Here is a 24,880-nt window from a genome sequence, read left to right as displayed (position 1 = left end):
TTATTGAGGATTATTTCCCAACGACTGTGACGTCGCCGTGCATGCCGGCTTCGTAGTGGCCAGGGATCAGGCAGGCGAACTTGAACTCGCCGTCGGTGGTGAACTTCCAGACGATTTCGCCGGATTGGCCGGCCGGCAGGCGGATGGAATTTGCGTCGGCATGTTCCATTTCGGGGAACTTCTCCATGACCGCCTTATGCTCGAGAATCTTGTCTTCCTCATCGAGCACGAACTCGTGGTCGACGGTCCCTGTATTCTTGATCGCGATCTTGACAGTCTGTCCCTTCCGAACGTTGAAGACGGCGGGGGTGAACAGCATCTTGCCGTCGTCGGTTTCCTTCATCGTGACACGGATCGTCTGTGATGCTTTCGTCTTGTCGCCGGGTTCGCCAATGGCCATTTTTTCACCATGGCCGCCAGCGTGAGTGCCGGAGGCGAGGGCCGGCGATGCGAGGGCGATGAGCGCCAGTGCCAATAGATAGTTCTTCATGCGTAGATCCTTTTTTGACGTAGGAGACTTGGCCTCAACCGTTTGTCGGTTTCGGCGTGATTTGGGTTTTCGCGTCTTTGGCCTTGGTCGCGTCCGGCAGTTCGCCGGTCCACTCCCAGGCCTGCGTTCCGGGCGGGTTTTCGTACCAGCCCGGATCGGTGTAATCGTCCGCCGAGATGCCCTCGCGGACCTTGACGACCGAGAACATGCCGCCCATCTCGATGGGGCCGTGGGGACCCCAGCCGGTCATCATCGGCACGGTGTTCTCGGGAATGGGCATTTCCATTTCGCCCATGTCGGCCATGCCCTTGGTGCCCATGGGCATGTATTCCGGCTGCAGCTTCCTGATCTTCTCGGCTACCTTCGATTTGTCCGCGCCGATGAAGGTCGGGATGTCGTGTCCCATGGCGTTCATTGTATGGTGCGACTTGTGGCAGTGGATCGCCCAGTCGCCGAGGTACTTGGCGTCGAACTCGTAGGCGCGCATCGCACCGACCGGGATGTCGATGCTCACCTCCGGCCACCGCGCCTCCGGCCGCACCCAGCCGCCGTCGGTGCATGTCACCTCGAAGTCATAGCCATGCATGTGGACGGGGTGGTTCGTCATCGTCAGGTTGCCGACGCGGACCCGTACCCTGTCGTTCCTGGAAACGACGAGCGGGCTGATGTCCGGGAACACCCGGCTGTTCCAGCACCACATGTTGAAGTCGGTCATCTCCATGATACGCGGCACGTAGGAGCCGGGATCGATGTCATAGGCGTTGAGCAGGAAGACGAAGTCGCGATCGACGCGCATGAACTTCGGGTCCTTCGGATGGACGACGAAGAAGCCCATCATGCCCATCGCCATCTGCACCATCTCGTCGGAATGCGGGTGGTACATGAAGGTGCCGGACTTCACGAGGTCGAACTCGTAGACGTAAGTCTTGCCGACGGGGATGTGCGGCTGCGTCAGTCCGCCGACGCCGTCCATTCCCGATGGCAGGATCATGCCATGCCAATGGATCGTCGTGTGTTCCGGCAGCTTGTTGGTGACGAAGATGCGCACGCGGTCGCCTTCGACCGCTTCGATCGTCGGGCCCGGCGACTGCCCATTGTAGCCCCACAGGTACGCGGTCATGCCGTCGGCCATCTCCCGCTCGACCGGTTCGGCGACGAGGTGAAACTCCTTGACGCCGTTGTTCATTCGGTGAGGAAGGGTCCAGCCGTTGAGGGTGACGACCGGCTGGTAGTCCGGACCGGAGGTCGGGTGGAGCGGCGGCTGCATGTCCGCCGATTCCATCGTCGGGGCATCGGGGAGGCCCATTGCCGATGTCTTCGTCCAGGCGCCGGCCGCAAGCAGTGCGGCACTCGCACCGAAAAGTTGTCGTCTATTGAACATGATGGGTTCCTTTCTCAATGGCCGCCGCCACCGCTGCTTTCGGAAGCAGCGGCGACCTCGGTCTCTGCCGACGCGTTCGTCGCGCCGCCGCCGTAGATCGCCGGCGCGAGGTTGGCTTCGGCCAGCCAGAAATCGCGCTTCGCGTTGACGGAGAGCAGGATGGAGTTGATCTTGTCGCGGGTATCGGTGAGCAGCTCGAAGGTGTTCGAAATCATGCCATTGTAGGTCAGCAGGGATTCTTCCTCGACCTTGGTGCGCAGCGGCACGACATTATTGCGGTAATGCCGCGCGATGTCGTAGTTCGAGCGGTAAGCCTCGTAGGCGGAGCGCGCTTCCGAGCGGACGTTGACGGCCTTCTCCGCAAGCTGGTTCGCCGCACGCATGTACGCCACCTCGGCCTTGCGCATACGGGCCTTGCCGGTGTCGAAGATCGGGATCGAAAACTGCAGCTCGACCTGCGCGGTCGTCCTTGTCTTCTTCTCGTCGTCCTCGATTTCCCGTTCCGTTTCGAAACCGGTCAGGATTTCGAGGTCGGTGACATAACGGGTCGCTTCGGTGAGGCCGTAGGACTTGGCGGTGACCTCGAGTTCGAGCTTCGCGACCTGGAGGTCTATCCGGTTTCGGAGCGCCTCGGCCTCGATGGTGTCCCTTTTGGCGACGGACCTGGGCAGCGGCGGCAGGCTGTTTGGAATCTGATAGTCCAGATCCATGCCCCAGAGGCCCATGAGCCGGGTCAGTTCTTCCTTGGCGAGACGGGCCGACAGGCGGGCCTTCGCGGTCTCTCCGGCGAGTTCAGCGACGAACACGTGCTCGCGGGCTTGGGCACCCTTGGTCATCGCCCCGGTCTCGCCGAGTTTTTCGGCGAGTTCGGAAGCCGCGTCCGCCGCGGCCTGGGCGCGCTGGAGCTGGCCGACGTTCTCCCAGCCCGCCACCGCCCCGATCCAGGCACGCCGCGTATTGGCGGCGACCTGGAGCGTTCGCACGGCTGCGATCAACTGTGCCTGCCGGAAACGAGTATCGGCGATCGCTATGTCCCGGTTCCTGGTCGCAAGCGCCAGGATGTTGGTCGCGATCATCCCCTCGATGGTCTTGAACGCCTCCAGTTCCGGCGTCCCCATTCCCGTCGTGCCGATGGACGCAGTCGGATTGATGAACATCGTCGACTGCCAGGCGTCGGCAGCGCTGTCACCCAGATCGGCGTAGACGGCCTGCAGGCCCTTGTTGTTCAGGAGGGCGATCTGGACCGCCGTCTCCACGTCGAGGGACTTGTTTCGAGCGAGCAGGCTTTTGACCTGCGCGGACGCCGACCGGGCCTGGCTCTGGCTCTGGATCCAGACGGTCTCTTTCGCCGTGACAATGGCGGTCTTGTTGGAAACGGCCGTGAAGCCTGCCTCCTTGCCGGAATACTCGGCGCCTGTGACGCAGCCGCTCAGCACCAGCGGGAATGCCAGTGCCGTCGTCAATTTTCTGAGGTCGATCACGAGGCGTCTCCCTTGGCCGGAGCCTGCAGATCGTTCTGTCTGCGCCATGGCTTGGGATCGACAGGCTGTCTGATGGTGTAGCCGGAGATCGGCGAGCGGTATGCCACGGCGCGCGCGGGCGGCTGTTCGACTGCGGCGGCAGAGGCCACCACGTCGGGAGGAAGTGTGGAGCAGCCGCCGATGACAAGCGGCAGCCCCACCAAGAAAAGCGAGGGTTTCATTATGAAATGTCCGAAAAAGAGATAGCCTACCGGGCGCTCGCCCAGATACGGGCAGGCGACCGACTGGACCCGTCAAGCGGGTGCGTCTCTAATCAGATATTCGGGGGACGGTGGAGAGCCGGCAGTTCGCCAAGGGCGGTACGGTCGTCGGCGAACTGCCGGATTGAGGTCACGACGGGTCCGCCGACGTCGGGGCCTTCACAGATGATGCCAAAGCCGCCGCAGAAGTCCTTGCAGCATTCCTGCTTGACGAGCTTCGATGCACCGTCGCCATCATGGGATACGTCGGATACATCGCCATGCGAGTGGCCGTGATGGGCCGCTTCCGTCATGTCGTGGCCCTCGTCGGACGGTGTGATGTCCGAGACGGCGGCCTTCAGCTCGGGGAACGAGGAGCCATGCATCGCTGCGTTGGCGTTCGACAGCGAGTACCCCGCCAGTGATACGATGATCACCAGCCGCATCATCATGAGCAGCCTGCTCACTGTGATTCGGTACATCTTGCCCATTTCCAACGAACTACATGCAAAGCAGCGCAATTTCAATTAGGACAACGTCTCGTCGATGTTCGAGTCCTTTATGTGGCGCGAATATAACGTTGTGCACAGCTTCACGATCCTCGGGTCGTCGCCAAGACGGGCCGCTAAATCGTGTCGACGCCGGCCATATCACAGTTCCTGGGCCGACCGCTTTCGGCGCGGAAACACCATCCGGTCGACCGTCTCGTCACGGGCGATGAGCGTGTGCCAGGCCGCCGCGGCGAGGTGCAGCGCGACCATCCCCAGGATGATCCTCGACCCTACGACGTGGTACTGCGCGATCCCGAACCAGAAATAGCTTGCGACGAATCCCATGCAGGCCTGCGCGATGATCGCTGCGTAGAAGGCGTGATGAAGTACCGCTGCGACCCGCCCGGCCCATGTGCCGGAAGGGCGTGTCTGCGGCGGCTGGATGATACGAAGAGCCAGCCTGATGCCCATCAGCAGGCCGATCGCCATTCCCGCGTAGTTGTGGAGGTGGTGCTGGACAACATCCCAGTGCGACGGGGTCATGCCCATGTGGACGGCGTGGTGGGTTCTTTCGATGCTGCCGCCCGTCAGGTACTGGACCGGCACCAGGAGGGCGACCAGCCAGTGAAGTCCTATCTGGGTCAAAGAATAGCCAGCTTTCATCGAGCCCCTCCCGGAAGAGGCGCAGACTAACCGGCGTCAGTTAATGCTTCCTCATCGGCCAATTTCCTAAACGCCCGCCCGCCATAGATCATCCGGCACGGGGAACAATTCTGCTGCCGTACGGTTCTATGGCAAAAGGGAAATCCAGCCGAATGAAACTTGGGAGCATATTCCGCCACGCTCAGATCGTCGTCGTCGCCCTATTGGTGACGGCGCCTTTCGGCGTGGCCCTTGCGTCTTCCGCCGTTCAAATTCAGCGCTGTGCCGTTGCGGTGGAGCATCATCACCATGGCGGAGATGAGTGCGGGCAGCGGACCTTGTGCTGTTCGACGACGCACTGCTGTCCGATCCTTCCGGAACTCGCCGCGGTTGCGGCGCCGCGCCTGGAGCCGGGTCGGCACGAAACGAAGCCGTTCGGCTACCGGCCGCTGCTGCTGATCCGCGCGATCGATCCGCCGCCCCGAAGCTCGGCTGCATAAGACCCAATCCATCTTCAATTAGATATCGGAGCACGATCATGAATATGCTCTCCAAACTAGCCGCTTGCGCGGTTGCCACCGCTGCGTCCTTTGCAATCCTTCCATCGGGCGCTTCCGCCCAGTCGACGACGGCCTATCCGGAGAAATGCAAGTCCCAGGGCATGGGCATGTCAAAGGCGGACATGCCGTCAGGCGGCATGCAGATGGGCGAGATGACCGACTACCAGAAGGCGTCGATGGAAGGCATGAAGGACATGCACATGAACATGATGCAGGGGATGATGAAGAAGGACGCCGACCTCTCTTTCGTCTGCGGCATGATCGCCCACCACATGGGCGCGATCAGCATGTCGGAGGTTGAGCTCAAGTACGGCGACAACGACGAGGCCAAGCAGATGGCCCGGAAGATCATCGAAGCCCAGAAGAAGGAGATCGAAGAGATGTCCAAGTGGGTGGACAAGGAAGCCAAATAGGAGATGCCGCCATGCATCATATGTCGACTGAAATGAAGGCCTGCATCGACAACTGCCTGGCCTGCTACGGCGAATGCCTGTCGATGGCCATGGGCCATTGCCTTGAACTGGGCGGAGAGCGCACGAAGCCCGCGCACTTCAAGCTGATGATGGCCTGCGCGGAGATCTGTCGGACCTCCGCGCATTTCATGCTGATCGGCTCCGAGCACCACAAGCATGTCTGCCGGGAATGCGCCGAAATCTGCGCCCAGTGCGCCGAGGACTGCGAACGGATCGGCGACATGCAGAGCTGCGTCGACGCCTGCCGCCGCTGCGCCGATAGCTGCCGCAAGATGGCGGCTTAATTGGGAAGGCGCCCGCCCTTTTGCTGCCCAAATAGGAACGGATATCCGGTGAAGCAAAGGATATCCGTAGCGGTGACAAAGGGGCGGGTTGGACCGCAGCGTTGATGAGACAGACCACTTGCACGAACAACGTCGGACTGCTTTCCATCATGGCAGCGCTTTTGATGACGGCAGTCCCGTCGTCGGCCGCCGAGGATGTTGTTGTCCTTCGGCAGGCGGACATGAAGGCCATGGCCGCCGCGGCGAAGTCGATCTCCGGCATGTTCAAGGATCCGGCGAGCTATAAAGCCGTCGAGTTCAGGTGGGCGGCCGACACCATCCGCGATAAATCGGGCGTCGTCCTCGCCGGACACTTCTCAATCGAGGCCGCCGGCCCGCAGTCGAAGGCCAAACCGAACATCTTGGAGGAGCGCGACCGGTTCGACCGTATGGCGAACGATCTGCGCGACTACGCCGTCGCGCTGGACGCCGCGGCGGAGAAAAATCCTGGACCAATGCCCGCGAGCATGCGCATGAAGCCTGGAGAGCCCATGGGCGGCGGCCCCTTAGGCACTCACGTCCGCAACGAGCAGGAGCTGTCGGAAATGCCGGCGGAACACGCGTTCCACCTTATGCTTCAGACCTGCGCGACCTGCCACGCCAGATTCAGGATGGAATGAGGCCGACCACCCGCGGCCGTGGATTGCTGGCCTTGTTCAAGCTCTAAACGAAACCCAGCTTCATCTGTTGCTCTCCCGGCGACGACGCCGATTCGGAGGTGGAAAAGGACATTTTGGAGGGGCGGATGAGATGCTGATGCAACACCCCTTGACGCCTTCCCATCTTTGAGAAATGCTAAGATGTCAGACCAATTTCATGGCCTGACTGCCTGATAAGAAAATGGGGAACCATGAAGGCAAAGCTTAGCGATAGGCCGGTGATCCGGCCGCTTCCCGCCATGGACCGCGCGCGTCAGGTGACCGATGCGCTGGCGGACTATGTCGAGGATGCGCGCCTGCAGGCCGGTGATCGGCTGCCGGCGGAGCGGGAGCTGATGGCGGCCCTTGCGGTCGGGCGTTCGACCATTCGCGAGGCGATCCGGCATTTTCAGGCGCTTGGGGTGATCGAGACGCGCAAGGGCAGCGGCACCTATCTGCTGAAGCCGGTGTCCCGGGCAACGATCCATATGCCGCTGTCGTTCGATGCGGTGCATCTGCGCGATGCGCTGCTGCAGACCCTGGAGGTTCGCCGCGGCATCGAATGCGAAGCGGGCATGGTCGCAGCTAGACGGCGCACGGCAAAGGATCTCGTCGTCATCGAGGAGAAACTCAACGAGATGGAGCGGGTGCATCTGGAGAAGGGCACCTCAGGGCCGGAGGATCTGGCCTTCCATCTCGCCGTCTACGACGCCACCCACAATCCGCTGTTTCGCCAGCTTCTCGAACAGATGCGCGAGACCTTCGAGCGCTTCTGGGAACATCCCTTCGACCGGCAGGATTTCGCCCGCCGGTCCTTTCCCTTTCACCGCACCCTTTTCAACGCCATCGCTGCCGGGGATGCCGAGGCGGCGCGCGCGGAAACATTGAAAATTCTCGACATCGTCGAGGAAGACATCAAGGAAATGTCCAAATGAGCAGCGGCGCCGACCCGTTCGATCTTGCCTCCATCATCACCGCCCATGACGACGGCAATTTCGCCGATGCGGTCGTGCCGCCGATCTTCCAGACCTCGCTTTTCACCTTTTCCGATTATGACGAGATGATCACCGTCTATCGCGGCGAGAAGGTACGGCCGACCTATACGCGCGGGTTGAACCCGACGGTGCGGGCCTTCGAGGAAATGCTGGCCAAGCTCGAAGGCGCTGAAGATGCGCTGGGTTTTGCCAGCGGCATGGCGGCGATCTCGTCTTCCGTGCTGAGCTTCGTCGAGCCGGGCGACAGGATCGTTGCCGTCAAACACGTCTATCCCGATGCCTTCCGCCTGTTCGGTACCATCTTGAAGCGGATGAAGATCGAGGTGACCTATGTCGACGGGCGCGACGAGGAGGCGGTTGCCAGCGCGCTGCCCGGCGCCAAGCTTCTCTACCTGGAAAGCCCGACGAGCTGGGTGATGGAGGCGCATGATGTCGGCGCGCTCGCCGCCCTCGCCAAGCGGCACGGCGTCGTCTCGATGATCGACAACAGCTGGGCAAGCCCGTTCTTCCAGCGGCCGCTGACACTCGGCGTCGATCTCGTCATCCATTCGGCCTCGAAATATCTCGGTGGCCATAGCGATGTGGTGGCGGGCATCGTTGCCGGCTCGAAAGACATGATCGCCCGCATCAAGGCCGAGGCCTACCCCTATCTCGGCGGCAAGCTTTCGCCCTTCGACGCCTGGCTTTTGATCCGCGGCCTGCGCACGCTGCCGCTGCGCATGCGGGCGCATGAGGCGTCGGCGCTTGAAATCGCCCGGCGCCTGCAGAAGCTCGATGTGGTCGAGACGGTCTGCCATCCCGGCCTCGCCAACCGCCTGCCCGCCGGGCTCAACGGCACCTCGGGCCTGTTTTCCTTCATCTTCCGCGAGGGTGTCGATATCCGCGCCTTCGCCGATCACCTCAAGCTCTTCAAATTGGGTGTAAGCTGGGGTGGACATGAAAGCCTGATCGTACCGGGCGAGGTGGTGCTGCAGCAGAAGGCACAGCCGAATTCCGCACATGCCTTCGGCATCCATGCGCGATCCGTACGCCTCCATGTCGGCCTCGAAGGAACCGAGGCCCTGTGGAGGGACATCGAGGAGGCGCTCGCCGCCGCCTCGCAATCCTGAAACCCGAGAAACCTAAAAGGGGGAACTGAGCATGAAAAAACTAATAATCTCGACGCTCTTTGCTTCGATGATGGCGGGCACCGCCTTTGCCGACACCACGCTCAAGCTTGTCGAAGTCATCACCAGCCCGGAGCGCACCGAAACGCTGAAATCGATCGTCGGCAAGTTCGAGGCCGCCAATCCCGGCATCAAGGTCGACATCATCTCGCTGCCCTGGAACGAAGCCTTCCAGAAGTTCGCGACCATGGTGTCGGCCGGCGACGTGCCCGATGTGATGGAGATGCCGGATACCTGGCTGTCGCTCTATGCCAATAACGGCATGCTCGAAAGCCTTGAGCCGTACCTCGAAAAGTGGGAGCACACCAAGGAACTGACGCCGCGCGCCCTCGAACTCGGCCGCGACGTCAAGAACACCGCCTATATGCTGCCCTATGGCTTCTATTTGAGGGCGATGTTCTACAACAAGAAGCTGCTTTCGGAAGCCGGTGTTGCCGCACCGCCGAAGACGTTGGAGGAATTCACCGCCGCGTCGGAAAAGGTCTCCAAGCTACCGGGCAAATACGGCTACTGCATGCGCGGCGGACCGGGCGGCCTCAACGGCTGGATGATCTTCGCCGCCTCGATGGCCGGCTCCAACAAATACTTCAACGAGGACGGCACCTCGACGATGAACAGCCCCGGCTGGGCCAAGGGCATCGAATGGATGGTCGATCTCTACAAGAAGGGCTATGCGCCGAAGGACAGCGTCAACTGGGGCTTCAACGAAGTCGTCGCCGGCTTCTATTCCGGCACCTGCGCCTTCCTCGATCAGGATCCGGATGCGCTGATCGCCATCGCCGAACGCATGAAGAAGGAAGATTTCGGCGTCATGCCGCTGCCGAAGGGGCCTGACGGCAAGTCCTTCCCGACCATCGGCTATGGCGGCTGGTCGATGTTTGCGACCAGCGGCAACAAGGATCTCTCCTGGAAGCTGATCGCCACCCTCGAAGGGCCGGAAGGCAATATCGAGTGGAACAAGCGCATCGGCGCCCTGCCGGCCTATACGGCAGCCGAGAAGGATCCCTTCTATGCCGGCGACCAGTTCAAGGGCTGGTTCGAGGAACTGGCGGATCCGAACACGGTGCCGACGGTGATGCCGACCTACCTCGAAGAATTCGCCTTCTTCAAGGATTCGCTGGCGATCAAGACCTCGCAGCAAGCCTTGCTCGGCGATATCTCGGCAAAGGATCTGGCCGACCAGTGGGCGGACTATCTGACCAAGGCGCAGCAGAAGTTCTTGTCGAAGAAATAAAGATAGAGGGCTTCGAGATTGAAGCCCCCTCATCCGCCCGCCGGCACCTTTACCTGGGTCGAGCCACTGGTCTCGACCCGTCCTTCGGACCCCCGAGGGGAGAAGAGACTCGTGGCGGCGCCGCTTTCCCCTTCTCCCCAGCGGGGAGAAGGTGGCCCGAAGGATCGGATGAGGGGGCTCCGGTCTCTCCATTCAGAAACATCACCAATTCCCGACCGGGTAGACAATGGAAATTACGCACTGATGACCATTTCCGCCGATACGCTCGACATGCGTCGCGACCGCAGGCCATGGCTGCGTCGACTTGCCGACGCTTCGGAACCCTATCTCTACAGCGCGCCGTCGCTGATCCTGATCATCGCTGTGATGCTGGTGCCGCTGACATTGGGCGTTTCCTACGCCTTCCGCGATATCCAGCTGCTCAACCCGTTTTCCGGCGGCTTCATCGGGCTCGAGCATTTCCGCGAGCTTGCGGGTGATGCCGCCTTTTACGGGGCGCTGAGGAACACGCTCTGGTGGACCGGCGCTTCCGTCGTCCTGCAGTTCGTCTTCGGGCTCATCCTGGCGCTTTTGCTCGACAAGCCCTTCCCGGGCCGGGCGATCGCGCAGGCGCTGGTCTTCCTGCCCTGGGCCGTGCCGTCCTTTCTTGCCGGCCTCAACTGGGCCTGGCTGTTCAATCCGGTCATCGGGCCGATCCCGCACTGGCTCTTCGGGCTCGGGCTGATGCATGAGCCGGGCAATATCCTTTCCGATCCCAATTATGCGATGTGGGGGCCGATCGTCGCCAATGTGTGGTGGGGCATTCCCTTCTTCGCCATCACGCTGCTGGCCGCCCTGCAGGCGATCCCGCGCGATCTTTACGAGGCGGCGTCGATCGACGGCGCCGGCTGGTTCCAGCGCTTCCGCTCGATCACCCTGCCGTTTCTGGCGCCGACCATCGCCATTACCGTGCTGTTGCGTACCGTCTGGATCTCCAATTTCGCCGATCTCATCGTCGTCATGACCAACGGCGGGCCGGCCGACCGGACGCAGATCGTCGCAAGCTACATCTTCACGACCGCGTTCAAACGACTCGATTTCGGTTATGCCTCGGCAATCGCGCTGGTGCTGCTCGCGCTGCTGCTTGCCTATTCGATGCTGATCATCCTGCTGCGGCAGACGCTGCTGAACAAGGATTGAGCCGATGAGACGATCCGTCATCCCCACCGTCGCGCACCGTCTGGCGATCCTCTGCTATATCGCCTTCGCGCTCTTCCCGCTGTTCTGGCTGCTCAAGGTCTCGGTGACGCCGAACGACCTGCTTTATAGCGAAGGTGTGCGCATGTGGCCCTCGCGCACGACCTGGGATCACTATGCCTTCGTGCTGCAGCACAGCGCCTTTCCGACCTTCTTCAAAAACAGCCTGATCGTCTCGGCCTCGACGGCGGTGACCGTGACGATCTGCGCCTCGCTCTCCGGCTACGCGCTGTCGCGCTTCAATTTCCGGGCAAAATACTGGATCGTCGCGCTGATGCTGCTGACCCAGATGTTTCCGCTCGTCATGCTGGTCGCGCCGATCTTCAAGATCCTGTCGCCCTTGCATCTGACCAACAGCCTGGCCGGGCTCGTCATCGTCTACACCGCCTTCAACGTGCCCTTCGCCACCTTCCTGATGCAGTCCTTCTTCGATGGAATTCCCAAGGATCTGGAAGAGGCGGCGATGATCGACGGGGCAACGCAGTTCACGGCGTTTCGCCAGATCATTCTGCCGCTCACGCTGCCGGGGATTGCCGCCACGCTGGGTTTCGTCTTCACCGCCGCCTGGAGCGAGTTGCTCTTCGCGCTGATGCTGATCAACGGCAATGACGCGGCGACCTTCCCGGTCGGGCTGCTCACCTTCGTTTCGAAATTCTCGGTGGATTTCGGGCAGATGATGGCGGCGGGCGTCATGGCGCTCATTCCGGCCGGCCTCTTCTTCCTGCTCATCCAGCGTTATCTCGTCCAGGGCCTGACGGCCGGCGCGGTCAAGGGTTAAACAAATGGCATCGATCGATATCCAGAATATCCGTAAAGCCTATGGCCATGTGCAGGTGCTGCACGGCGTCGACCTTGAGATCAAGGACGGCGAGTTCGTCGTGCTCGTGGGCCCCTCCGGCTGCGGCAAATCAACGCTCTTGCGCATGATCGCCGGGCTGGAGGATGTCACATCAGGCGAGATCCGCATTTCAGGCGCCCGGGTGAACGAGCTGCATCCGAAGGACCGCGACATCGCCATGGTGTTCCAGTCCTATGCGCTCTATCCGCATATGAACGTCGCCGGCAATATGAGCTACAGCCTGAAACTGCGGAAGACGGCCAAGGAGAAGATAGCAAGTGCCGTGGCAGCGGCAGCCGGCAAGCTCGGCCTCGACCCGTTGCTCGAACGGCGGCCGAAGGCGCTTTCCGGCGGCCAGCGCCAGCGCGTCGCCATGGGCCGCGCCATCGTGCGTCAGCCGAAGGCCTTTTTGTTCGATGAGCCGCTCTCCAATCTCGATGCGCGCCTGCGCGAACAGATGCGCGCCGAAATCAAGAAGCTGCACGGCGACCTGAAGGCGACCTCGATCTACGTCACCCATGACCAGATCGAGGCGATGACGCTGGCCGACCGGATCGTCGCCATGCATGGCGGCGTGGTGCAGCAGGTCGGCAGTCCGCTGGAACTTTATGACCGCCCTGCCAATCTCTTCGTTGCCGGCTTCATCGGCTCGCCGGGGATGAATTTCCTCGAGGCGAGCTATGTCGAAGGCGGCGTCAAGCTGCAGGACGGCACGATCGTGCCGCTGGCAAAGCCGCTGCCGCTTGAAGATGGCGCCAAGGTGACGCTCGGCATCCGGCCGGAGCATGTGCTGATGACGAATGACGGGGCGGGCCTCGCCACCGATGTCGAACTCGTCGAACCCACCGGCTTCGGCATCATCCTGCATCTTGCCCTGCATGGCCTGCCGTTCAAGATTTTCACGCTCGATCGCGAAGCGCTGAAGGCAGGCCCGAAGGTGAACGTGGCCTTCCCGGCGAAATATCTGCATGTGTTCGACGGCGAGGGAAAACGTTTGGGATGAACGGCCGATTCTCGCGCGCTGCGAGCGGAAAATCTTTTGCCGCATCGCCCGGGAGGATTATATCACTGGGGTGATCATGCTGGACTGGATGCCATGACCGATACCGTTCTCGACCGCTTTCTCCGTTATACCGTTATCGACACCCAATCCGACCCTGCCTCGTCGACGCAGCCGACCACCGAAAAACAGAAGGATCTCGGCCGGGTGCTGGTCGAGGAATTGCTGAAGATCGGCCTTGCCGACGCGCATCTCGACGAACACGGTTATGTCTATGCGACCATTCCTGGAAATAGCGACAAGGCGGTGCCGGTCATTTGTTTCTGCTCGCATATGGATACGGCGCCCGATTTCAGCGGCACCGGCGTCAAGCCGCAGATCGTGCGGAATTATGCCGGCGGCGACATCAAACTTACCGGCGATCCGAGCCGGCTCATCCGGGTTTCCGAGCATCCGGAGCTGAATAACCAGATCGGCAACGACATCGTCACCACCGATGGCGCGACCTTGCTCGGCGCCGACGATAAGGCCGGGCTGGCGGAAATCATGACGGCGGCGCAGTTCCTGGTCGACAATCCCGATATAAGGCATGGGACGATCAAGATCCTGTTCACCCCCGACGAGGAAGTCGGGCGCGGCGTCAACAAGGTCGACTTGAGGAAACTCGGTGCCGACTTCGCCTATACGATGGACGGCGAGACATCAGGCCACATCGAGGACGAGACCTTCTCGGCCGATGGCGTCGAGATCGCCATCTCGGGCGTCGCGATCCATCCCGGCTTTGCCAAGGACCGGATGGAAAACGCCATCAAGATCGCCGGCGCCATCATCGACCGGCTGCCGAAGGAGATGGCACCGGAGACCACCGAGGGCAAGCAGGGCTTCATCCATCCGGTCGGTGTGACCGGCTCGATGGAAAAGGCGTCGCTGAGCTTCATCATCCGCGATTTCACCGACAAGGGGCTCGTTGAAAAGGAGGTGATGCTCGAGGCCATCGTCAAGAAGGTGATGGCGGGCTATCCCGGCTCGGCCTATCATTTCCAGGTCAAGGAGCAGTATCGCAACATGAAGGTGGTGCTCGACCGGCACCCCGAGATCGTCGACAACGCCATCGAAGCGGTGCGCCGGGCCGGCATGACGCCGGTGCGCGGCAGCATCCGCGGCGGCACCGATGGCTCGCGCCTCTCCTTCATGGGCCTGCCATGCCCGAACATCTTCGCCGGCGGCCATGCCTTCCACTCGCCGCTCGAATGGGTCAGCCGCCAGGATATGGAAAAGGCGGTCAAGACGATCGTGGAACTGGCCAAGGTCTGGGAAGAGCGCGCTTAAGGCGCGCCTTTATTTCGCGAAAAACCGAAACAGCTTTAGCCGCCGTTCGCCTCAACGCTGCCGCGCAGCATGACGCTGTCAAAAGCGGGGCGGGGGATGGGGATCGCGATCCGCATTCCCGGGTCGGGTTCGATCGAGGGTTCCGGCAAGGTCACCGGCGCCGTGATCTGCATCGGCATGGGATTTGCGATGGGCGCCATCCGTGCCGTGGGCGTCGCATTGATCGGCGACATCGTGCTCGCTGTCGGCATCGGATCCGGAGCCGGTAGAGGAACCGGAACGGCCGAGGGGATTAGCGCCTCGAATTGCGGCGGCAGCATGCTTTCACCAGGCACATAATTCATCGCCACCTCATAGGCGGGCAGGGGCGGCGGTGTTTGGAGCATGCCGTCGGCGCCGCGCTTCTCGTAGAAGGCATTGCCGCCGGCGACCGCCACATAATGCATGTTGTTGTAGGGAAATTTCAGCCCATCGGTGTGGAAGAACATCGCATCCTTGACCGCAGGATGGCGGGCGCCTTTGAGGATCGCATCGGCGGCGGTCGCAAGCTCGGTTTCGGCCTGCGGCTTGACTTCGCGCGTCATCACGCCCGGCGCAAACTGCTTTTCCTGGGCGACGACGCCGCAAATCGACGGGGGATAAGCCCCTGACGTCAGCCGGTTCATGACGACGGTTCCGACGGCCATGTAGCCGTCTTCATCCGAATGCTGCGATTCGAAATACATCGCGCGCTGCAGGCAGTCACGGTCCTTGTTCGTATAGTTGAAGGTAACTTTCGCCGGTTGCTTCGTCTTCGCCGCCGTTGCCGCCGGTTTCGGTGTCGTTGTGCAGCCTGTGGCCGCCAGTCCTACGAACAAAACCCCGATCAGGGATTTTCCAAAGGAAATCTCCGCCCTCAACGCAAGGTGCCTCCTGTGGGATTAGTCCTACTTATTAACGTGAAAATCTTTTACTCGTCATGTGACAAAAATACAAACAACCATAGATCACAAAAACCAAAAGGGACTCTCGCCACATGAGAGTCCTGCGAGGAGGCGGGTCGTGACAACAACCTCCATCAGCTGCGGAACAGCTTCCAGCGGGTCGGCTTGAAGGCCACGCGGTGGCGGTCAAGTCTGTCGGCCTCGCTCGGCGGCAACTCGATCTCGATATGCGGGCGGTCGTTGCCGATATCCAGTTCGATGTGCCGGGTGCCGGCGACACGGCGGCTGGAGACCGGCTGGCCGGCGATGCAGTTTTCAGCCGATTCGCAGAGCCTGACATCATGCGGGCGGAAATAGAGCTGCGCCGTGCCATCAGGCTCGCCCTCGGCATTAAGGCCGAGCGAGCGGCCTTCGAAGCGGATGTCGCCCTCTGAGATTTCGACCTGCAGGCAGTTCGACTGGCCGATGAAGCCGAAGACGAAGGGCGAGTTCGGATTGTCGTAGACTTCGTCAGGCGTGCCGACCTGCTCGATCGCCCCCTGGCTCATGACGACGACGCGGTCGGCAAGCTCCAGCGCCTCGTCCTGGTCGTGGGTGACGAAGACGGTGGTGTGGCCGGTGCGGTCGTGGATCTCGCGCAGCCATTTGCGTAGGTCCTTGCGCACCTGGGCGTCGAGCGCCCCGAAGGGCTCGTCGAGCAGCAGCACGTTCGGCTCGACGGCCATGGCGCGGGCGAGCGCCACGCGCTGGCGCTGGCCGCCGGAAAGCTGGGCCGGGTAGCGTTTTTCCAGGCCGGAGAGCTGCACGAGGTCGAGCAGCTCAAGCGCCCGCTTGCGGATATCGGCCTTGGCGGGCCGCCGCGCGCTGTTTCTGACCCTCAGGCCGAAGGAGACGTTGTCGAGCACCGTCATGTAGCGAAACAGGGCATAATGCTGGAAGACGAAGCCGATATTGCGCTGCTGCACCGATTTCTTCGAGGCATCCTCGTCGCCGAAGAAGATCTGCCCCTCCGTCGGGCTTTCGAGACCGGCGATCAGGCGCAGCAATGTCGTCTTGCCGGAGCCCGACGGGCCGAGCAGGGCGATCAGCTCGCCGGAGCGGATGCCGAGCGAGACATCGTGCAGTGCCGGAAAACGATCGAATTCCTTGCGGATGTTTTGAACGCGTACTTCCATTCCAAATCCTTCAGTGCCGCCGGCTGGCTGAGATTTCAGCGCTATAGCGCATTTCCAGCAGCGTCTTCAAAACAAGAGTGACGAGCGCCAGCAAGGCCAAAAGCGTGGCGACGGCAAAAGCGCCGGTGAAATTATACTCGTTATAGAGAATTTCCACCTGCAGCGGCATGGTGTTCGTCTGGCCGCGGATATGGCCCGACACCACCGAGACGGCGCCGAATTCGCCCATGGCGCGGGCGTTGCAGAGAAGCACGCCGTAGAGCAGGCCCCATTTGATGTTCGGCAGCGTCACGTGCCAGAAGGTCTGCCAGCCGCTGGCGCCGAGCGAAAGGGCCGCCTCTTCGTCGGCCGTTCCCTGTTCCTGCATCAGCGGGATCAGCTCGCGGGCGACGAAGGGAAAGGTGACGAACATGGTGGCGAGGATCAGCCCCGGCACCGCAAACAGGATCTTGATGTCGTGGGCGCTGAGCCACTGGCCGAGCCAGGTATTGGCGCCGAACAGCAGCACGAAGACCAAGCCCGATATGACCGGGGAAACCGAGAAGGGCAGGTCGATCAGCGTCGTCAGGAAGGCCTTGCCCTTGAACTCGAACTTGGCGATCGCCCAGGCGGCGGCAACCCCGAAGATGAGGTTGAGGGGAACGCTGACACCGGCAACGATCAGCGTCAGGCGGATCGCCGAGAAGGTTTCGGCATCGCCGAGCGCCTCGATGAAGGGGCCGGCACCCTTGCGGAAGGCCTCGACGAAGACGGCTGCAAGCGGCAGCAGCAGGATCAGCAGCAGGAAGATCAGTGAGACGATGATCAGCGTGAAGCGCGCGATCCGGTTTTCGGTGGTGACCGAACGCAGCTTCACCGGTTGAGCGGTTGCATCAAGCGCCATAGCCGTACCTCCGCCTGCTCCAGCTCTGAATGAGATTGATAACCAGCAGCATGGAGAACGAGATGATCAGCATGATCGCCGCAATGCCGGTCGCCGCCGCATAATTATACTCTTCGAGCTTGATGATGATCAGCAGCGGCGCGATCTCCGATTTGAACGGCAGGTTGCCGGCGATGAAGATGACCGAGCCGTATTCGCCGACGCCGCGGGCAAAGGCGAGCGCAAAGCCGGTGAGCACGGCCGGAGCGAGCCCCGGCAGCAGCACGCGGAAAATCGTTTGGAAGCGGTTGGCGCCGAGTGTCGCTGCGGCTTCCTCCACCTCCTTGTCGATTTCCTCCATCACCGGCTGCACGGTGCGCACCACGAAGGGCAGGCCGACGAAGATCAGCGCCACGACGATGCCGGCAGGCGTAAAGGCGATCTTGATGCCGAGCGGCGTCAGGAACTGGCCGATCCAACCGTTCGGCGCATAAAGCGTCGTCAGCGCGATGCCGGCAACGGCGGTCGGCAGCGCGAAGGGCAGGTCGACCATGGCATCGATGATGCGCTTGCCGGGAAAGCGGTAGCGCACCAGCACCCAGGCCAGCAGGATGCCGAAGACGGCATTGACAACAGCGGCGATGAAGGCGCTCCCGAAGCTGATGCGCAGCGCGTTCAGCGTGCGCGGATCGAGCGCGATCGACCAGAATTTCTCCCAGCCGAGCGCGCTCGACCGGACGGCAAGGCCCGAGAGCGGGATGAGGATCAGAAGGGTGAGCCAGGTCAAGGTAAAGCCGAGCGCCATTCCGAAACCCGGAATGACACTCGGCCGCCTGAACCGCCACCGCGTGGGGCTATGTGCTTTCATGAAGTCTATTATTGGGCCGGCTTGTAGATCTGGTCAAATACCCCGCCATCGCCGAAGAATTTCGGCTGTGCGCTTTTCCAGCCGCCGAAGTCGTCGATGGTCGCAAGCGTCAGCTTCGGGAAGCGGGCGATATCGGCCGGATCGGCGGCTTCCGGCTTGATCGGCCGGTAATAGTGCTTGGCGGCGATCTTCTGGCCTTCGTCCGAATAGAGGTAGTTGAGATAGGCTTCGGCGACCTTGCGCGTGCCCTTCTTGTCGACATTGCCGTCGACGATGGCGACCGGCGGGTCGGCGCGGATGGAGAAGGTCGGCGTGACGATCTCGAACTGGTCGGGACCGAGTTCCTCGAGCGAGAGATAGGCTTCGTTTTCCCAGGCAAGCAGCACGTCGCCGAGGCCGCGCTGAACGAAGGTGGTGGTGGCGCCGCGGGCGCCGGTATCGAGAACCGGAACGTGCTGCAGCAGCTTGGCGACGTAATCCTGCGCCTTGGCTTCGTCGCCGCCATTCGCCTGCTTGGCCCATGCCCAGGCGGCGAGGAAGTTCCAGCGGGCGCCGCCGGAGGTCTTCGGGTTCGGCGTGATGACCTGCACGTCGTCCTTGACCAGGTCGCCCCAATCCTTGATGCCCTTCGGGTTGCCCTTGCGAACGAGGAAGACGATCGTCGACGTATAAGGCGTCGAATTGTTGGGGAATTTTGTCTTCCAGTCGGCCGGGATCTTGCCGGTGGCCTTGGCGATGGCGTCGATATCGCCTTCGAGCGCCAGCGTGACGACATCGGCGTCGAGGCCGTCGATGACCGAGCGGGCCTGGGCGCCGGAGCCGCCATGCGAAGCCTGGATCGTCACGGTCTCACCGCTGTCCTTTTGCCACTTGGCGGCAAAGGCGGCATTGAAATCCTTATACAATTCGCGGGTCGGATCGTAGGAAACGTTGAGCAGCGTCTGATCCGCGAAGGCAGGAGCAATGCTCCCGATCGCGAAGCTGCCCGCCATGACCGCGGCCGCGAGGAGCCGGGTGAGCCGTTGTGTCTGCATGGGAACCCTCCTGTTTTCTGTCTTAACTCTATCAAGTCAGTCGTATAATGAAACGAAGGTTCTTCCCGCTCCTCCCCTATCGTTAGAATGTCATTCCATTTGAGGGGTGATTTTGAAATAGACGTGCCGGAGTTGGCCGCGGCCAATTGTTGACCAGTACCGTCGGCCGCCGGACCGTGTTTTTTCCGCCACAGTTCCTCCATGAAAGCGCCATGGTCGTGCGGATTTTTGCCCCGATTTTGCCGCGATGACACTTGTGCATTCCTATATGGCGACCGTGCGGTCGTATTCTCCGACCGCTACGTGGGGGCATCCCTTGACCATGCGCCCCACATTCCAAACCTGTTTAGGGCCATTGAAAATGAATATCAGAACTATCCTTTTTGCCTCCGTAGCCGCCCTTGCCGCGGCCTCCGGAGCCCGCGCAGCCGACGCCATCGTGGCGGCGGAACCCGAGCCCGTGGAATATGTTCGCGTTTGCGACGCCTACGGGACCGGCTATTTTTATATTCCGGGAACGGAAACATGCCTTTCGATCGGCGGTTATATCCGTACCGAAGTACGCTTCGGTGACCATATCTCCGGCGATTCCGACGTCAATTTCTGGACTCGCGGTCAGGTCACTTTCCAGGCCAAGAACGACACCGAGTACGGCACGCTCACCGGCGTCATGACGCTGCGTTACAATGCCGACAATGCTTCCGATCAGGAAGCTCTGTTGGATGAAGGCTATATCGATATTGCCGGCTTCCGCGTCGGTAAGCTTTACAGCTGGTGGGATGATGACATGAGCGGCGAGACCGATACGCTCGCCAGCAACGAAACGACCCACAACTCGATCCGTTATCAGTACGAGGCGGGCGCTTTCGCGGCCGGCATCTCGGTCGACGAACTGGAAGAAGACTACGCCACCAAGCCGGGCGAAGGCCCGAACAACTTCGGTGTCGCAGGCCAGGTCTCCTACAAGGCCGGCGCCATCAGCGCCTACCTGCTGGCCGGTTATGACACCGACACCAGCGAAGTCGCGGTCCGCGGCATCGTCTATGCCGATATCGGCCCGGGCACGCTCGGCATCGCCGGCATTTGGGCAAGCGGCGCCAACTACTACTACGAAGAGTCCGAATGGACGATCGCAGCGGAATACGCCTTGAAGATCAACGACAAGTGGTCGGTTACCCCCGGCTTCCAGTACTTCGAAAACATCGCTCTCGAAGCTGACGGCAATGGCTTCACCGGCGGCAGCGCCTACACGACTGGTGTCACGATCGACTACCAGATCGTCGAAGACCTGCGTTCGAAGCTCAGCGTGCAGTATCACGATGAGGACGAAGGCGACGACGACGTGTTCGGCTTCCTGCGCTTCCAGCGCGATTTCTAAGACAGTCTGACTACAGACGGGGAGGCGCGACCTTTGGGTCGCGCTTCTTTTACACCCTGGAATCGGCGATGAAATCGGAATAAAATTCGTCGGCCGTTCTTGCCTTGCGCATGGCGGCAAGCACGCCGTCAGATTGCAGCCGCCGCGCGATGGCGGACAGCACGTTCAGATATTCGCTGCGATTGTTTTCCCCGAAGAGCAGCACGAAAGCGATATCGGTCGGGATATCGTCGATCGCTTCGAAATCCAGCGGCTGGGCGAAGCGGATGAGCAAGCCCCGCGGGCTGCTCATGCCGTCGATCGCCGCATGCGGAATGGCGATGCCGTTGCCGATCCCGGTGGAGCCGAGCTTCTCGCGCGCTTCGAGCGCCTTCAGGATGGACTGGCCGTCGACGGAGAAAGCCTTGGCCGCCTTATCCGCTATACCCTGCAGCGCGCGCCATTTCGTCGGCGCCGGCACGCCGATGAAGGTGTGTTCCGGGCGGATGATGTTGGGAAGGTTCATGTTATTCTCGATGCTGTTTGGGCTCGATACTGTTCGGGCAGCGGGAGGGAAGGGCGGTCAGTCCGGTTCCCTGAGCCGGTAGCCGACGCCGGTCTCGGTGGTGATATAGTGCGGCTGGTCGGGAATCTGTTCGACTTTTTGCCGCAGCTGCCTGATATAGACGCGCAGATACTGCACATCGGCGGCCGGCCCCCATACCTGCTTTAGAAGAAACTGGTGGGTCAGCACCTTGCCGGCGTACTGGGCGAGCACCCGCAGGATGTCGTATTCCTTCGGCGACAGTTTTATGTCCTGGCCGTCGACCTTGACGATGCGCTTGACGAGGTCGATCGACAGCCCGCCGGTCTGAAAGATCGCCTTTTCCCCTTGCTGCTGCAGCCGGTGGCGCAGCGCCACACGGATGCGGGCGCCGAGTTCGTTGACGCCGAAGGGCTTGGTGACGTAATCGTCGGCGCCGCTTTCCAGCGCTGTGACGATGCCGGCCTCGTCGGTGCGGCTGGAGAGGATGACGATGGGCATGGAAAGTCCTTCATCGCGCCACGCCTGAAGCAAGTCATGGCCTGATGTGTCGGGAAGGCCGAGGTCGAGCACGATGAGGTCGGGCATGCCGTCGGCAATCGACTGGCGGGCGCTCGCGGCGTTTGCCGCCTCCTGCACCTCATAGCCTTGCGCGGTGAGGCCGACGCGGAGCAGCTTGCGGATCGGCGGTTCGTCGTCGACGACGAGAATTTTGACGGCTGAACCGGTCATTTGAGTTCATCCAGTTTCGGAATGTCGGTGGGTTTCGGCAGGCGGATGGTGAAGACGGCGCCAGGGCCGCCCGTCCGGTTGCCGGCCGTGATCGTGCCGCCCATCGCCTCGATGAAGCCGCGGCAGATGGAAAGGCCGAGGCCCGTGCCGGCGCGCACCTGATCGCCCTTGCGCACCCGGTAGAAGGTGTCGAAGACACGGGTGAGGTCGGCCGGCGGGATGCCCGGGCCCTCGTCCAAGACCTGCAGGACGACGTTGTCGGCATCAGCCCAGCCGCCGATATGGATCACCGAGCCCTCGGGCGCATATTTCGCAGCATTGTCGAGCAAGTTGAAGATCACCTGCTCGAACAGGACAGGATCGACGCGCACCATCGGCAGGTCGGTGGGAATGCGCATCTCGGTCTTGTGGTGCTCGAGGATCTTGGTGGCGCGGCGTAGCGCGCTGCCGACGATATCGCCGGCATAATGCGGCGCGGAATTCGGCTCCATCGCCCCGGATTCGATCTTGGTCATGTCGAGCAGGTTGGCGATGAAGCGGTTGAGGCGCTCGGATTCGTCGACGACGGTGGAAAGCAGGTCGCTGCGATCTTCCTCGGGCATCGAGGCGAAATAGTCGCGCAGCGTGCCGGCGGCGCCGAGGATGGCGGCAAGCGGCGTTTTCAGGTCGTGCGAGATCGAGGTCAGCAGGGCCGAGCGCAGCCGGTCGGCTTCGGCCGCGAGCCTTGCCCGGTCGACATCGGCGACGAGCTGGACACGTTCGATGGCAAGGGCCGCCTGGTCGGCCAGCGCGTCGAGCAGCCGCTGCTGTTCCGGCGTCAGCAGCGGTCCGTCGCGGCGGTCGCTGTCGAGGCCGATGACGCCGACGGCGGTGCGCCCGGTTCTGAGCGGCACGTAGAGGCGCTTGGCGCCGGGCAGGGTGTCGGCGCCGCGGCCGGCGGCGTGATTGTGCTCCCAGGCCCAGCGGGCGGCGGCGATATCGGCGTCGTCGAGCGTGTCGTCAGGGGGATAACCGGCCTTGACGGCGATGCTGCCTTCCTCGGGCAGCAGCAGCACGACCCGGACCTTCAGCATTGAGGCGAGCTGGAAGGCGGTCGCCCAGAGCACGTCGTCGAGCGTGCCAGTGCCGGCGAGCTTTTTCGAGAAGAGATAGAGATCTTCGGTGGTGCGCGCCCGCTGCCTCGCGGCGGCGGCCTGGCGCTGCACGGTCGCGGTCAGATTGCTGGCGATGATGGCGACGCCGAGGAAGAAGAACAGGGCGAGCACGCTTTCCGGATCGCTGATCGTCAGGGTGTAGCGCGGCGGCAGAAAGAAGAAGTTGAAGGACAGTGCGCCGAGGATGCAGCTGTAAAGCGCTGGCCGCAACCCGTGCAGGACGGCGGAAGTCAGCACCGCCATCAGGAAGACCAGCGCCAGGTTGCGCACGTCGAGCACCTGGTCGAGTACGATGCCGACGGCGAGCGCGATGGCGACATAGACGGTCGCCAGCAGATAGGCCCGAAAATCCAGTGGCGGCGCGGTGGCGGCCGCCTTGATGCCGCGCGCCGTGGTGCCGTCCTTCTCGGTGCCGGAGATGACATGGACGCTGATCTCGCCGGTCTTGCGGATCAGCTCGTCGGTGATCGAGCGGCTCCACCAGTCGCGCCAGGTCGGCTTTTTCGGGGCGCCGATGACGATATGGGTGACATTGTTGGCGCTGGCGTGGCGGACGAGCTCTTCTGCCACCTCGCGGCCGGGAAGGGTGATCGCCTCGCCGCCGAGCTGTTCGGCAAGCCGCAGCGTGGCGGCGACGGTATCGCGTTCGGCTTCGGTCAGATTGATCGAGCGGTTGGTCTCGATATAGACGGCCGCCCAGGGGGCGCGCAGGCGCGAGGCCATGCGGGCGGCGTAGCGCACCAGCGAGGCGGAGCGCGGATGATGGTCGACCGAGACGAGCACACGCTCGCCTGCCGCCCAGGGGCCCGATATGGCATGGGCCTGCATATGGGTCAGCAGCTGGTCGTCGACGCGCTGGGCGGTCTTGCGCAGCGCCAGTTCACGAAGCGCTGTCAGATTGCCCGGGGTGAAATAATTGGTCAGCGCCCGCTCGGCGGTGCGCGGCATGTAGACCTTGCCGTCATGCAGGCGCTTGATGAGATCATCGGGCGTCAGATCGATGATCTCGACGTCGTCGGCAAGGTCGATGATCGAATCCGGTACCGTCTCGCGCACCCGGATGCGGGTGATCTGAGAGACCACGTCGTTCAGGCTCTCGACATGCTGGATGTTCAGCGTCGTATAGACGTCGATGCCGCGATCGAGCAATTCCCTGACGTCGAGGTAACGTTTCGGATGGCGGCTGCCCTCGGCATTGGTATGGGCAAGTTCGTCGACCAGCACGAGATCGGGCCTGCGGGCGAGGATGCCGTCGAGGTCCATTTCCGCGAGCGACCGACCCTTATACTCGATTTCGACGCGGGGGATGATCTCGAAACCGGCGACCAGCGCCTCGGTCTCCTTGCGGCCATGGGTCTCGACAACGCCGATGACGACATCGAGGCCATCGGCGATCTTGGCGCGGCCGGAGATCAGCATCTCATAGGTCTTGCCGACACCCGGGGCGGCCCCCAGAAAGATCTTCAGACGGCCACGCGTTTCCGCCCGGGCTTTTTCGAGAAGCGCATCGGGCGATGGCCTGCCGGCCTGGTCGCGATTGTCGTCTGGCATGCGTGTGGTCTTTCTGCATCACGTCGGTTAAGCCGAGGGGTCGGCATGTTTGGTTCAACTGGTGCAAGGCACTCCGGAGCCGAGCATCCACACGGCATCCACCAGCGGCCGCGGCATGGATCCTCGGGTCAAGCCCGAGGATGACGGAGAGTGGGGTTGGCTTT

At 62.1% G+C, this 24,880-nt stretch carries 26 protein-coding genes; 12 read left to right on the top strand and 14 right to left on the bottom strand.

Going from position 1 to position 24,880, the window contains the following annotated elements:
• Positions 1 to 10: 10 nt before the first annotated feature.
• The 6 genes from AF337_RS16795 to AF337_RS16770 form a co-directional block, all read right to left on the bottom strand.
• Positions 11 to 490 (bottom strand): cupredoxin domain-containing protein, encoded by a 480-nt coding sequence (locus AF337_RS16795; protein WP_049732936.1) that lies wholly within the window; start codon positions 488 to 490, stop codon positions 11 to 13.
• 34 nt (positions 491 to 524) lie between these two features.
• Positions 525 to 1,871: a multicopper oxidase family protein gene (locus tag AF337_RS16790; RefSeq protein WP_049732935.1), complete on the bottom strand. Its 1,347-nt coding sequence runs from the start codon at positions 1,869 to 1,871 to the stop codon at positions 525 to 527.
• A 14-nt stretch (positions 1,872 to 1,885) separates the two neighbouring features.
• Positions 1,886 to 3,352 carry a TolC family protein gene (locus AF337_RS16785; RefSeq protein ID WP_049732934.1) on the bottom strand — a complete coding sequence of 489 codons (1,467 nt, stop codon included), beginning with the start codon at positions 3,350 to 3,352 and terminating at the stop codon, positions 1,886 to 1,888.
• Complete coding sequence (locus AF337_RS16780) at positions 3,349 to 3,573, bottom strand: hypothetical protein (protein WP_049732933.1); 225 nt, start codon at positions 3,571 to 3,573, stop codon at positions 3,349 to 3,351. The genes AF337_RS16785 and AF337_RS16780 overlap by 4 nt, the downstream gene beginning before the upstream one ends.
• Before the next feature lie 92 nt (positions 3,574 to 3,665).
• The gene (locus AF337_RS16775) at positions 3,666 to 4,073 is read right to left on the bottom strand and encodes a hypothetical protein (RefSeq protein ID WP_049733022.1); all 408 of its coding nucleotides are present in this window, start codon (positions 4,071 to 4,073) and stop codon (positions 3,666 to 3,668) included.
• A 168-nt stretch (positions 4,074 to 4,241) separates the two neighbouring features.
• Complete coding sequence (locus AF337_RS16770) at positions 4,242 to 4,745, bottom strand: cytochrome b (protein WP_049732932.1); 504 nt, start codon at positions 4,743 to 4,745, stop codon at positions 4,242 to 4,244.
• A gap of 152 nt (positions 4,746 to 4,897) precedes the next feature.
• Between AF337_RS16770 and AF337_RS16765 the strand changes: the two genes are divergently transcribed.
• From AF337_RS16765 to pepT, 11 genes are all read left to right on the top strand, one after another.
• The gene (locus tag AF337_RS16765; RefSeq protein ID WP_049732931.1) at positions 4,898 to 5,224 is read left to right on the top strand and encodes a hypothetical protein; all 327 of its coding nucleotides are present in this window, start codon (positions 4,898 to 4,900) and stop codon (positions 5,222 to 5,224) included.
• Between the two features lie 38 nt (positions 5,225 to 5,262).
• On the top strand, positions 5,263 to 5,697 hold the full coding sequence (gene copM, locus AF337_RS16760; protein ID WP_049732930.1) for a CopM family metallochaperone: 435 nt from the start codon (positions 5,263 to 5,265) through the stop codon (positions 5,695 to 5,697).
• Positions 5,698 to 5,708: 11 nt separating this feature from the next.
• Positions 5,709 to 6,041: a four-helix bundle copper-binding protein gene (locus tag AF337_RS16755; protein WP_049732929.1), complete on the top strand. Its 333-nt coding sequence runs from the start codon at positions 5,709 to 5,711 to the stop codon at positions 6,039 to 6,041.
• A 104-nt stretch (positions 6,042 to 6,145) separates the two neighbouring features.
• The gene (locus AF337_RS16750) at positions 6,146 to 6,700 is read left to right on the top strand and encodes a cytochrome c (RefSeq protein WP_049732928.1); all 555 of its coding nucleotides are present in this window, start codon (positions 6,146 to 6,148) and stop codon (positions 6,698 to 6,700) included.
• Between the two features lie 230 nt (positions 6,701 to 6,930).
• Positions 6,931 to 7,653 carry a FadR/GntR family transcriptional regulator gene (locus AF337_RS16745; protein WP_049732927.1) on the top strand — a complete coding sequence of 241 codons (723 nt, stop codon included), beginning with the start codon at positions 6,931 to 6,933 and terminating at the stop codon, positions 7,651 to 7,653.
• Positions 7,650 to 8,822, top strand: coding sequence for a PLP-dependent transferase (locus AF337_RS16740; protein ID WP_049732926.1), 1,173 nt, complete (start codon positions 7,650 to 7,652; stop codon positions 8,820 to 8,822). Before AF337_RS16745 ends, AF337_RS16740 begins: the two co-directional genes overlap by 4 nt.
• A 31-nt stretch (positions 8,823 to 8,853) precedes the next feature.
• Complete coding sequence (locus AF337_RS16735) at positions 8,854 to 10,113, top strand: ABC transporter substrate-binding protein (RefSeq protein ID WP_049732925.1); 1,260 nt, start codon at positions 8,854 to 8,856, stop codon at positions 10,111 to 10,113.
• 243 nt (positions 10,114 to 10,356) lie between these two features.
• A complete protein-coding gene (locus tag AF337_RS16730) occupies positions 10,357 to 11,292 on the top strand; it encodes a carbohydrate ABC transporter permease (protein ID WP_049732924.1) in 936 nt (311 codons plus the stop codon).
• Positions 11,293 to 11,296: 4 nt separating this feature from the next.
• The gene (locus tag AF337_RS16725; RefSeq protein WP_049732923.1) at positions 11,297 to 12,127 is read left to right on the top strand and encodes a carbohydrate ABC transporter permease; all 831 of its coding nucleotides are present in this window, start codon (positions 11,297 to 11,299) and stop codon (positions 12,125 to 12,127) included.
• 4 nt (positions 12,128 to 12,131) lie between these two features.
• Positions 12,132 to 13,190 carry an ABC transporter ATP-binding protein gene (locus AF337_RS16720; protein ID WP_049732922.1) on the top strand — a complete coding sequence of 353 codons (1,059 nt, stop codon included), beginning with the start codon at positions 12,132 to 12,134 and terminating at the stop codon, positions 13,188 to 13,190.
• Between the two features lie 93 nt (positions 13,191 to 13,283).
• Positions 13,284 to 14,516, top strand: a complete 1,233-nt coding sequence (gene pepT / locus AF337_RS16715; RefSeq protein ID WP_049732921.1) for a peptidase T — start codon at positions 13,284 to 13,286, stop codon at positions 14,514 to 14,516.
• A gap of 35 nt (positions 14,517 to 14,551) precedes the next feature.
• On the opposite strand, the gene AF337_RS16710 is transcribed toward pepT, so the two are convergent.
• The 5 genes from AF337_RS16710 to AF337_RS16690 form a co-directional block, all read right to left on the bottom strand.
• Positions 14,552 to 15,415 carry a cell wall hydrolase gene (locus tag AF337_RS16710; RefSeq protein ID WP_049732920.1) on the bottom strand — a complete coding sequence of 288 codons (864 nt, stop codon included), beginning with the start codon at positions 15,413 to 15,415 and terminating at the stop codon, positions 14,552 to 14,554.
• A gap of 158 nt (positions 15,416 to 15,573) precedes the next feature.
• On the bottom strand, positions 15,574 to 16,614 hold the full coding sequence (locus AF337_RS16705) for a sulfate/molybdate ABC transporter ATP-binding protein (protein ID WP_049732919.1): 1,041 nt from the start codon (positions 16,612 to 16,614) through the stop codon (positions 15,574 to 15,576).
• Between the two features lie 10 nt (positions 16,615 to 16,624).
• A complete protein-coding gene (gene cysW / locus AF337_RS16700) occupies positions 16,625 to 17,497 on the bottom strand; it encodes a sulfate ABC transporter permease subunit CysW (RefSeq protein ID WP_049732918.1) in 873 nt (290 codons plus the stop codon).
• The gene (cysT, locus tag AF337_RS16695; protein WP_049732917.1) at positions 17,487 to 18,344 is read right to left on the bottom strand and encodes a sulfate ABC transporter permease subunit CysT; all 858 of its coding nucleotides are present in this window, start codon (positions 18,342 to 18,344) and stop codon (positions 17,487 to 17,489) included. The genes cysW and cysT overlap by 11 nt, the downstream gene beginning before the upstream one ends.
• Before the next feature lie 8 nt (positions 18,345 to 18,352).
• Positions 18,353 to 19,378, bottom strand: coding sequence for a sulfate ABC transporter substrate-binding protein (locus AF337_RS16690; protein ID WP_049732916.1), 1,026 nt, complete (start codon positions 19,376 to 19,378; stop codon positions 18,353 to 18,355).
• A 361-nt stretch (positions 19,379 to 19,739) separates the two neighbouring features.
• Here AF337_RS16690 and AF337_RS16685 point away from each other — a divergent pair, with 361 nt between their 5' ends.
• Positions 19,740 to 20,756, top strand: coding sequence for a porin (locus AF337_RS16685; protein WP_049732915.1), 1,017 nt, complete (start codon positions 19,740 to 19,742; stop codon positions 20,754 to 20,756).
• Positions 20,757 to 20,805: 49 nt separating this feature from the next.
• Here AF337_RS16685 and AF337_RS16680 read toward each other — a convergent pair whose 3' ends face one another.
• The 3 genes from AF337_RS16680 to AF337_RS16670 are packed head-to-tail and all read right to left on the bottom strand — an operon-like array spanning position 20,806 to position 24,716.
• Positions 20,806 to 21,261, bottom strand: a complete 456-nt coding sequence (locus AF337_RS16680) for a PTS sugar transporter subunit IIA (protein WP_049732914.1) — start codon at positions 21,259 to 21,261, stop codon at positions 20,806 to 20,808.
• Between the two features lie 57 nt (positions 21,262 to 21,318).
• The gene (locus AF337_RS16675; protein ID WP_049732913.1) at positions 21,319 to 22,011 is read right to left on the bottom strand and encodes a response regulator transcription factor; all 693 of its coding nucleotides are present in this window, start codon (positions 22,009 to 22,011) and stop codon (positions 21,319 to 21,321) included.
• Positions 22,008 to 24,716, bottom strand: a complete 2,709-nt coding sequence (locus AF337_RS16670) for a sensor histidine kinase (RefSeq protein WP_049732912.1) — start codon at positions 24,714 to 24,716, stop codon at positions 22,008 to 22,010. Before AF337_RS16670 ends, AF337_RS16675 begins: the two co-directional genes overlap by 4 nt.
• Between the last annotated feature and the right edge of the window lie 164 nt (positions 24,717 to 24,880).

The sequence above is a fragment of the Rhizobium ecuadorense genome, assembly GCF_001187535.1.
GTDB lineage: Bacteria > Pseudomonadota > Alphaproteobacteria > Rhizobiales > Rhizobiaceae > Rhizobium > Rhizobium ecuadorense.
This window is presented reverse-complemented; position numbering and strand designations above follow the sequence as displayed.

Coding starts and splice junctions, on each gene's coding strand:
- AF337_RS16795 (WP_049732936.1), bottom strand. CDS start 490: ATGAAGAACTATCTATTGGCACTGGCGCTCATCGCCCTCGCATCGCCG.
- AF337_RS16790 (WP_049732935.1), bottom strand. CDS start 1,871: ATGTTCAATAGACGACAACTTTTCGGTGCGAGTGCCGCACTGCTTGCG.
- AF337_RS16780 (WP_049732933.1), bottom strand. CDS start 3,573: ATGAAACCCTCGCTTTTCTTGGTGGGGCTGCCGCTTGTCATCGGCGGC.
- AF337_RS16775 (WP_049733022.1), bottom strand. CDS start 4,073: ATGTACCGAATCACAGTGAGCAGGCTGCTCATGATGATGCGGCTGGTG.
- AF337_RS16770 (WP_049732932.1), bottom strand. CDS start 4,745: ATGAAAGCTGGCTATTCTTTGACCCAGATAGGACTTCACTGGCTGGTC.
- AF337_RS16765 (WP_049732931.1), top strand. CDS start 4,898: ATGAAACTTGGGAGCATATTCCGCCACGCTCAGATCGTCGTCGTCGCC.
- copM (WP_049732930.1), top strand. CDS start 5,263: ATGAATATGCTCTCCAAACTAGCCGCTTGCGCGGTTGCCACCGCTGCG.
- AF337_RS16755 (WP_049732929.1), top strand. CDS start 5,709: ATGCATCATATGTCGACTGAAATGAAGGCCTGCATCGACAACTGCCTG.
- AF337_RS16750 (WP_049732928.1), top strand. CDS start 6,146: ATGAGACAGACCACTTGCACGAACAACGTCGGACTGCTTTCCATCATG.
- AF337_RS16745 (WP_049732927.1), top strand. CDS start 6,931: ATGAAGGCAAAGCTTAGCGATAGGCCGGTGATCCGGCCGCTTCCCGCC.
- AF337_RS16740 (WP_049732926.1), top strand. CDS start 7,650: ATGAGCAGCGGCGCCGACCCGTTCGATCTTGCCTCCATCATCACCGCC.
- AF337_RS16735 (WP_049732925.1), top strand. CDS start 8,854: ATGAAAAAACTAATAATCTCGACGCTCTTTGCTTCGATGATGGCGGGC.
- AF337_RS16730 (WP_049732924.1), top strand. CDS start 10,357: ATGACCATTTCCGCCGATACGCTCGACATGCGTCGCGACCGCAGGCCA.
- AF337_RS16725 (WP_049732923.1), top strand. CDS start 11,297: ATGAGACGATCCGTCATCCCCACCGTCGCGCACCGTCTGGCGATCCTC.
- AF337_RS16720 (WP_049732922.1), top strand. CDS start 12,132: ATGGCATCGATCGATATCCAGAATATCCGTAAAGCCTATGGCCATGTG.
- pepT (WP_049732921.1), top strand. CDS start 13,284: ATGACCGATACCGTTCTCGACCGCTTTCTCCGTTATACCGTTATCGAC.
- AF337_RS16705 (WP_049732919.1), bottom strand. CDS start 16,614: ATGGAAGTACGCGTTCAAAACATCCGCAAGGAATTCGATCGTTTTCCG.
- cysW (WP_049732918.1), bottom strand. CDS start 17,497: ATGGCGCTTGATGCAACCGCTCAACCGGTGAAGCTGCGTTCGGTCACC.
- cysT (WP_049732917.1), bottom strand. CDS start 18,344: ATGAAAGCACATAGCCCCACGCGGTGGCGGTTCAGGCGGCCGAGTGTC.
- AF337_RS16690 (WP_049732916.1), bottom strand. CDS start 19,378: ATGCAGACACAACGGCTCACCCGGCTCCTCGCGGCCGCGGTCATGGCG.
- AF337_RS16685 (WP_049732915.1), top strand. CDS start 19,740: ATGAATATCAGAACTATCCTTTTTGCCTCCGTAGCCGCCCTTGCCGCG.
- AF337_RS16680 (WP_049732914.1), bottom strand. CDS start 21,261: ATGAACCTTCCCAACATCATCCGCCCGGAACACACCTTCATCGGCGTG.
- AF337_RS16675 (WP_049732913.1), bottom strand. CDS start 22,011: ATGACCGGTTCAGCCGTCAAAATTCTCGTCGTCGACGACGAACCGCCG.
- AF337_RS16670 (WP_049732912.1), bottom strand. CDS start 24,716: ATGCCAGACGACAATCGCGACCAGGCCGGCAGGCCATCGCCCGATGCG.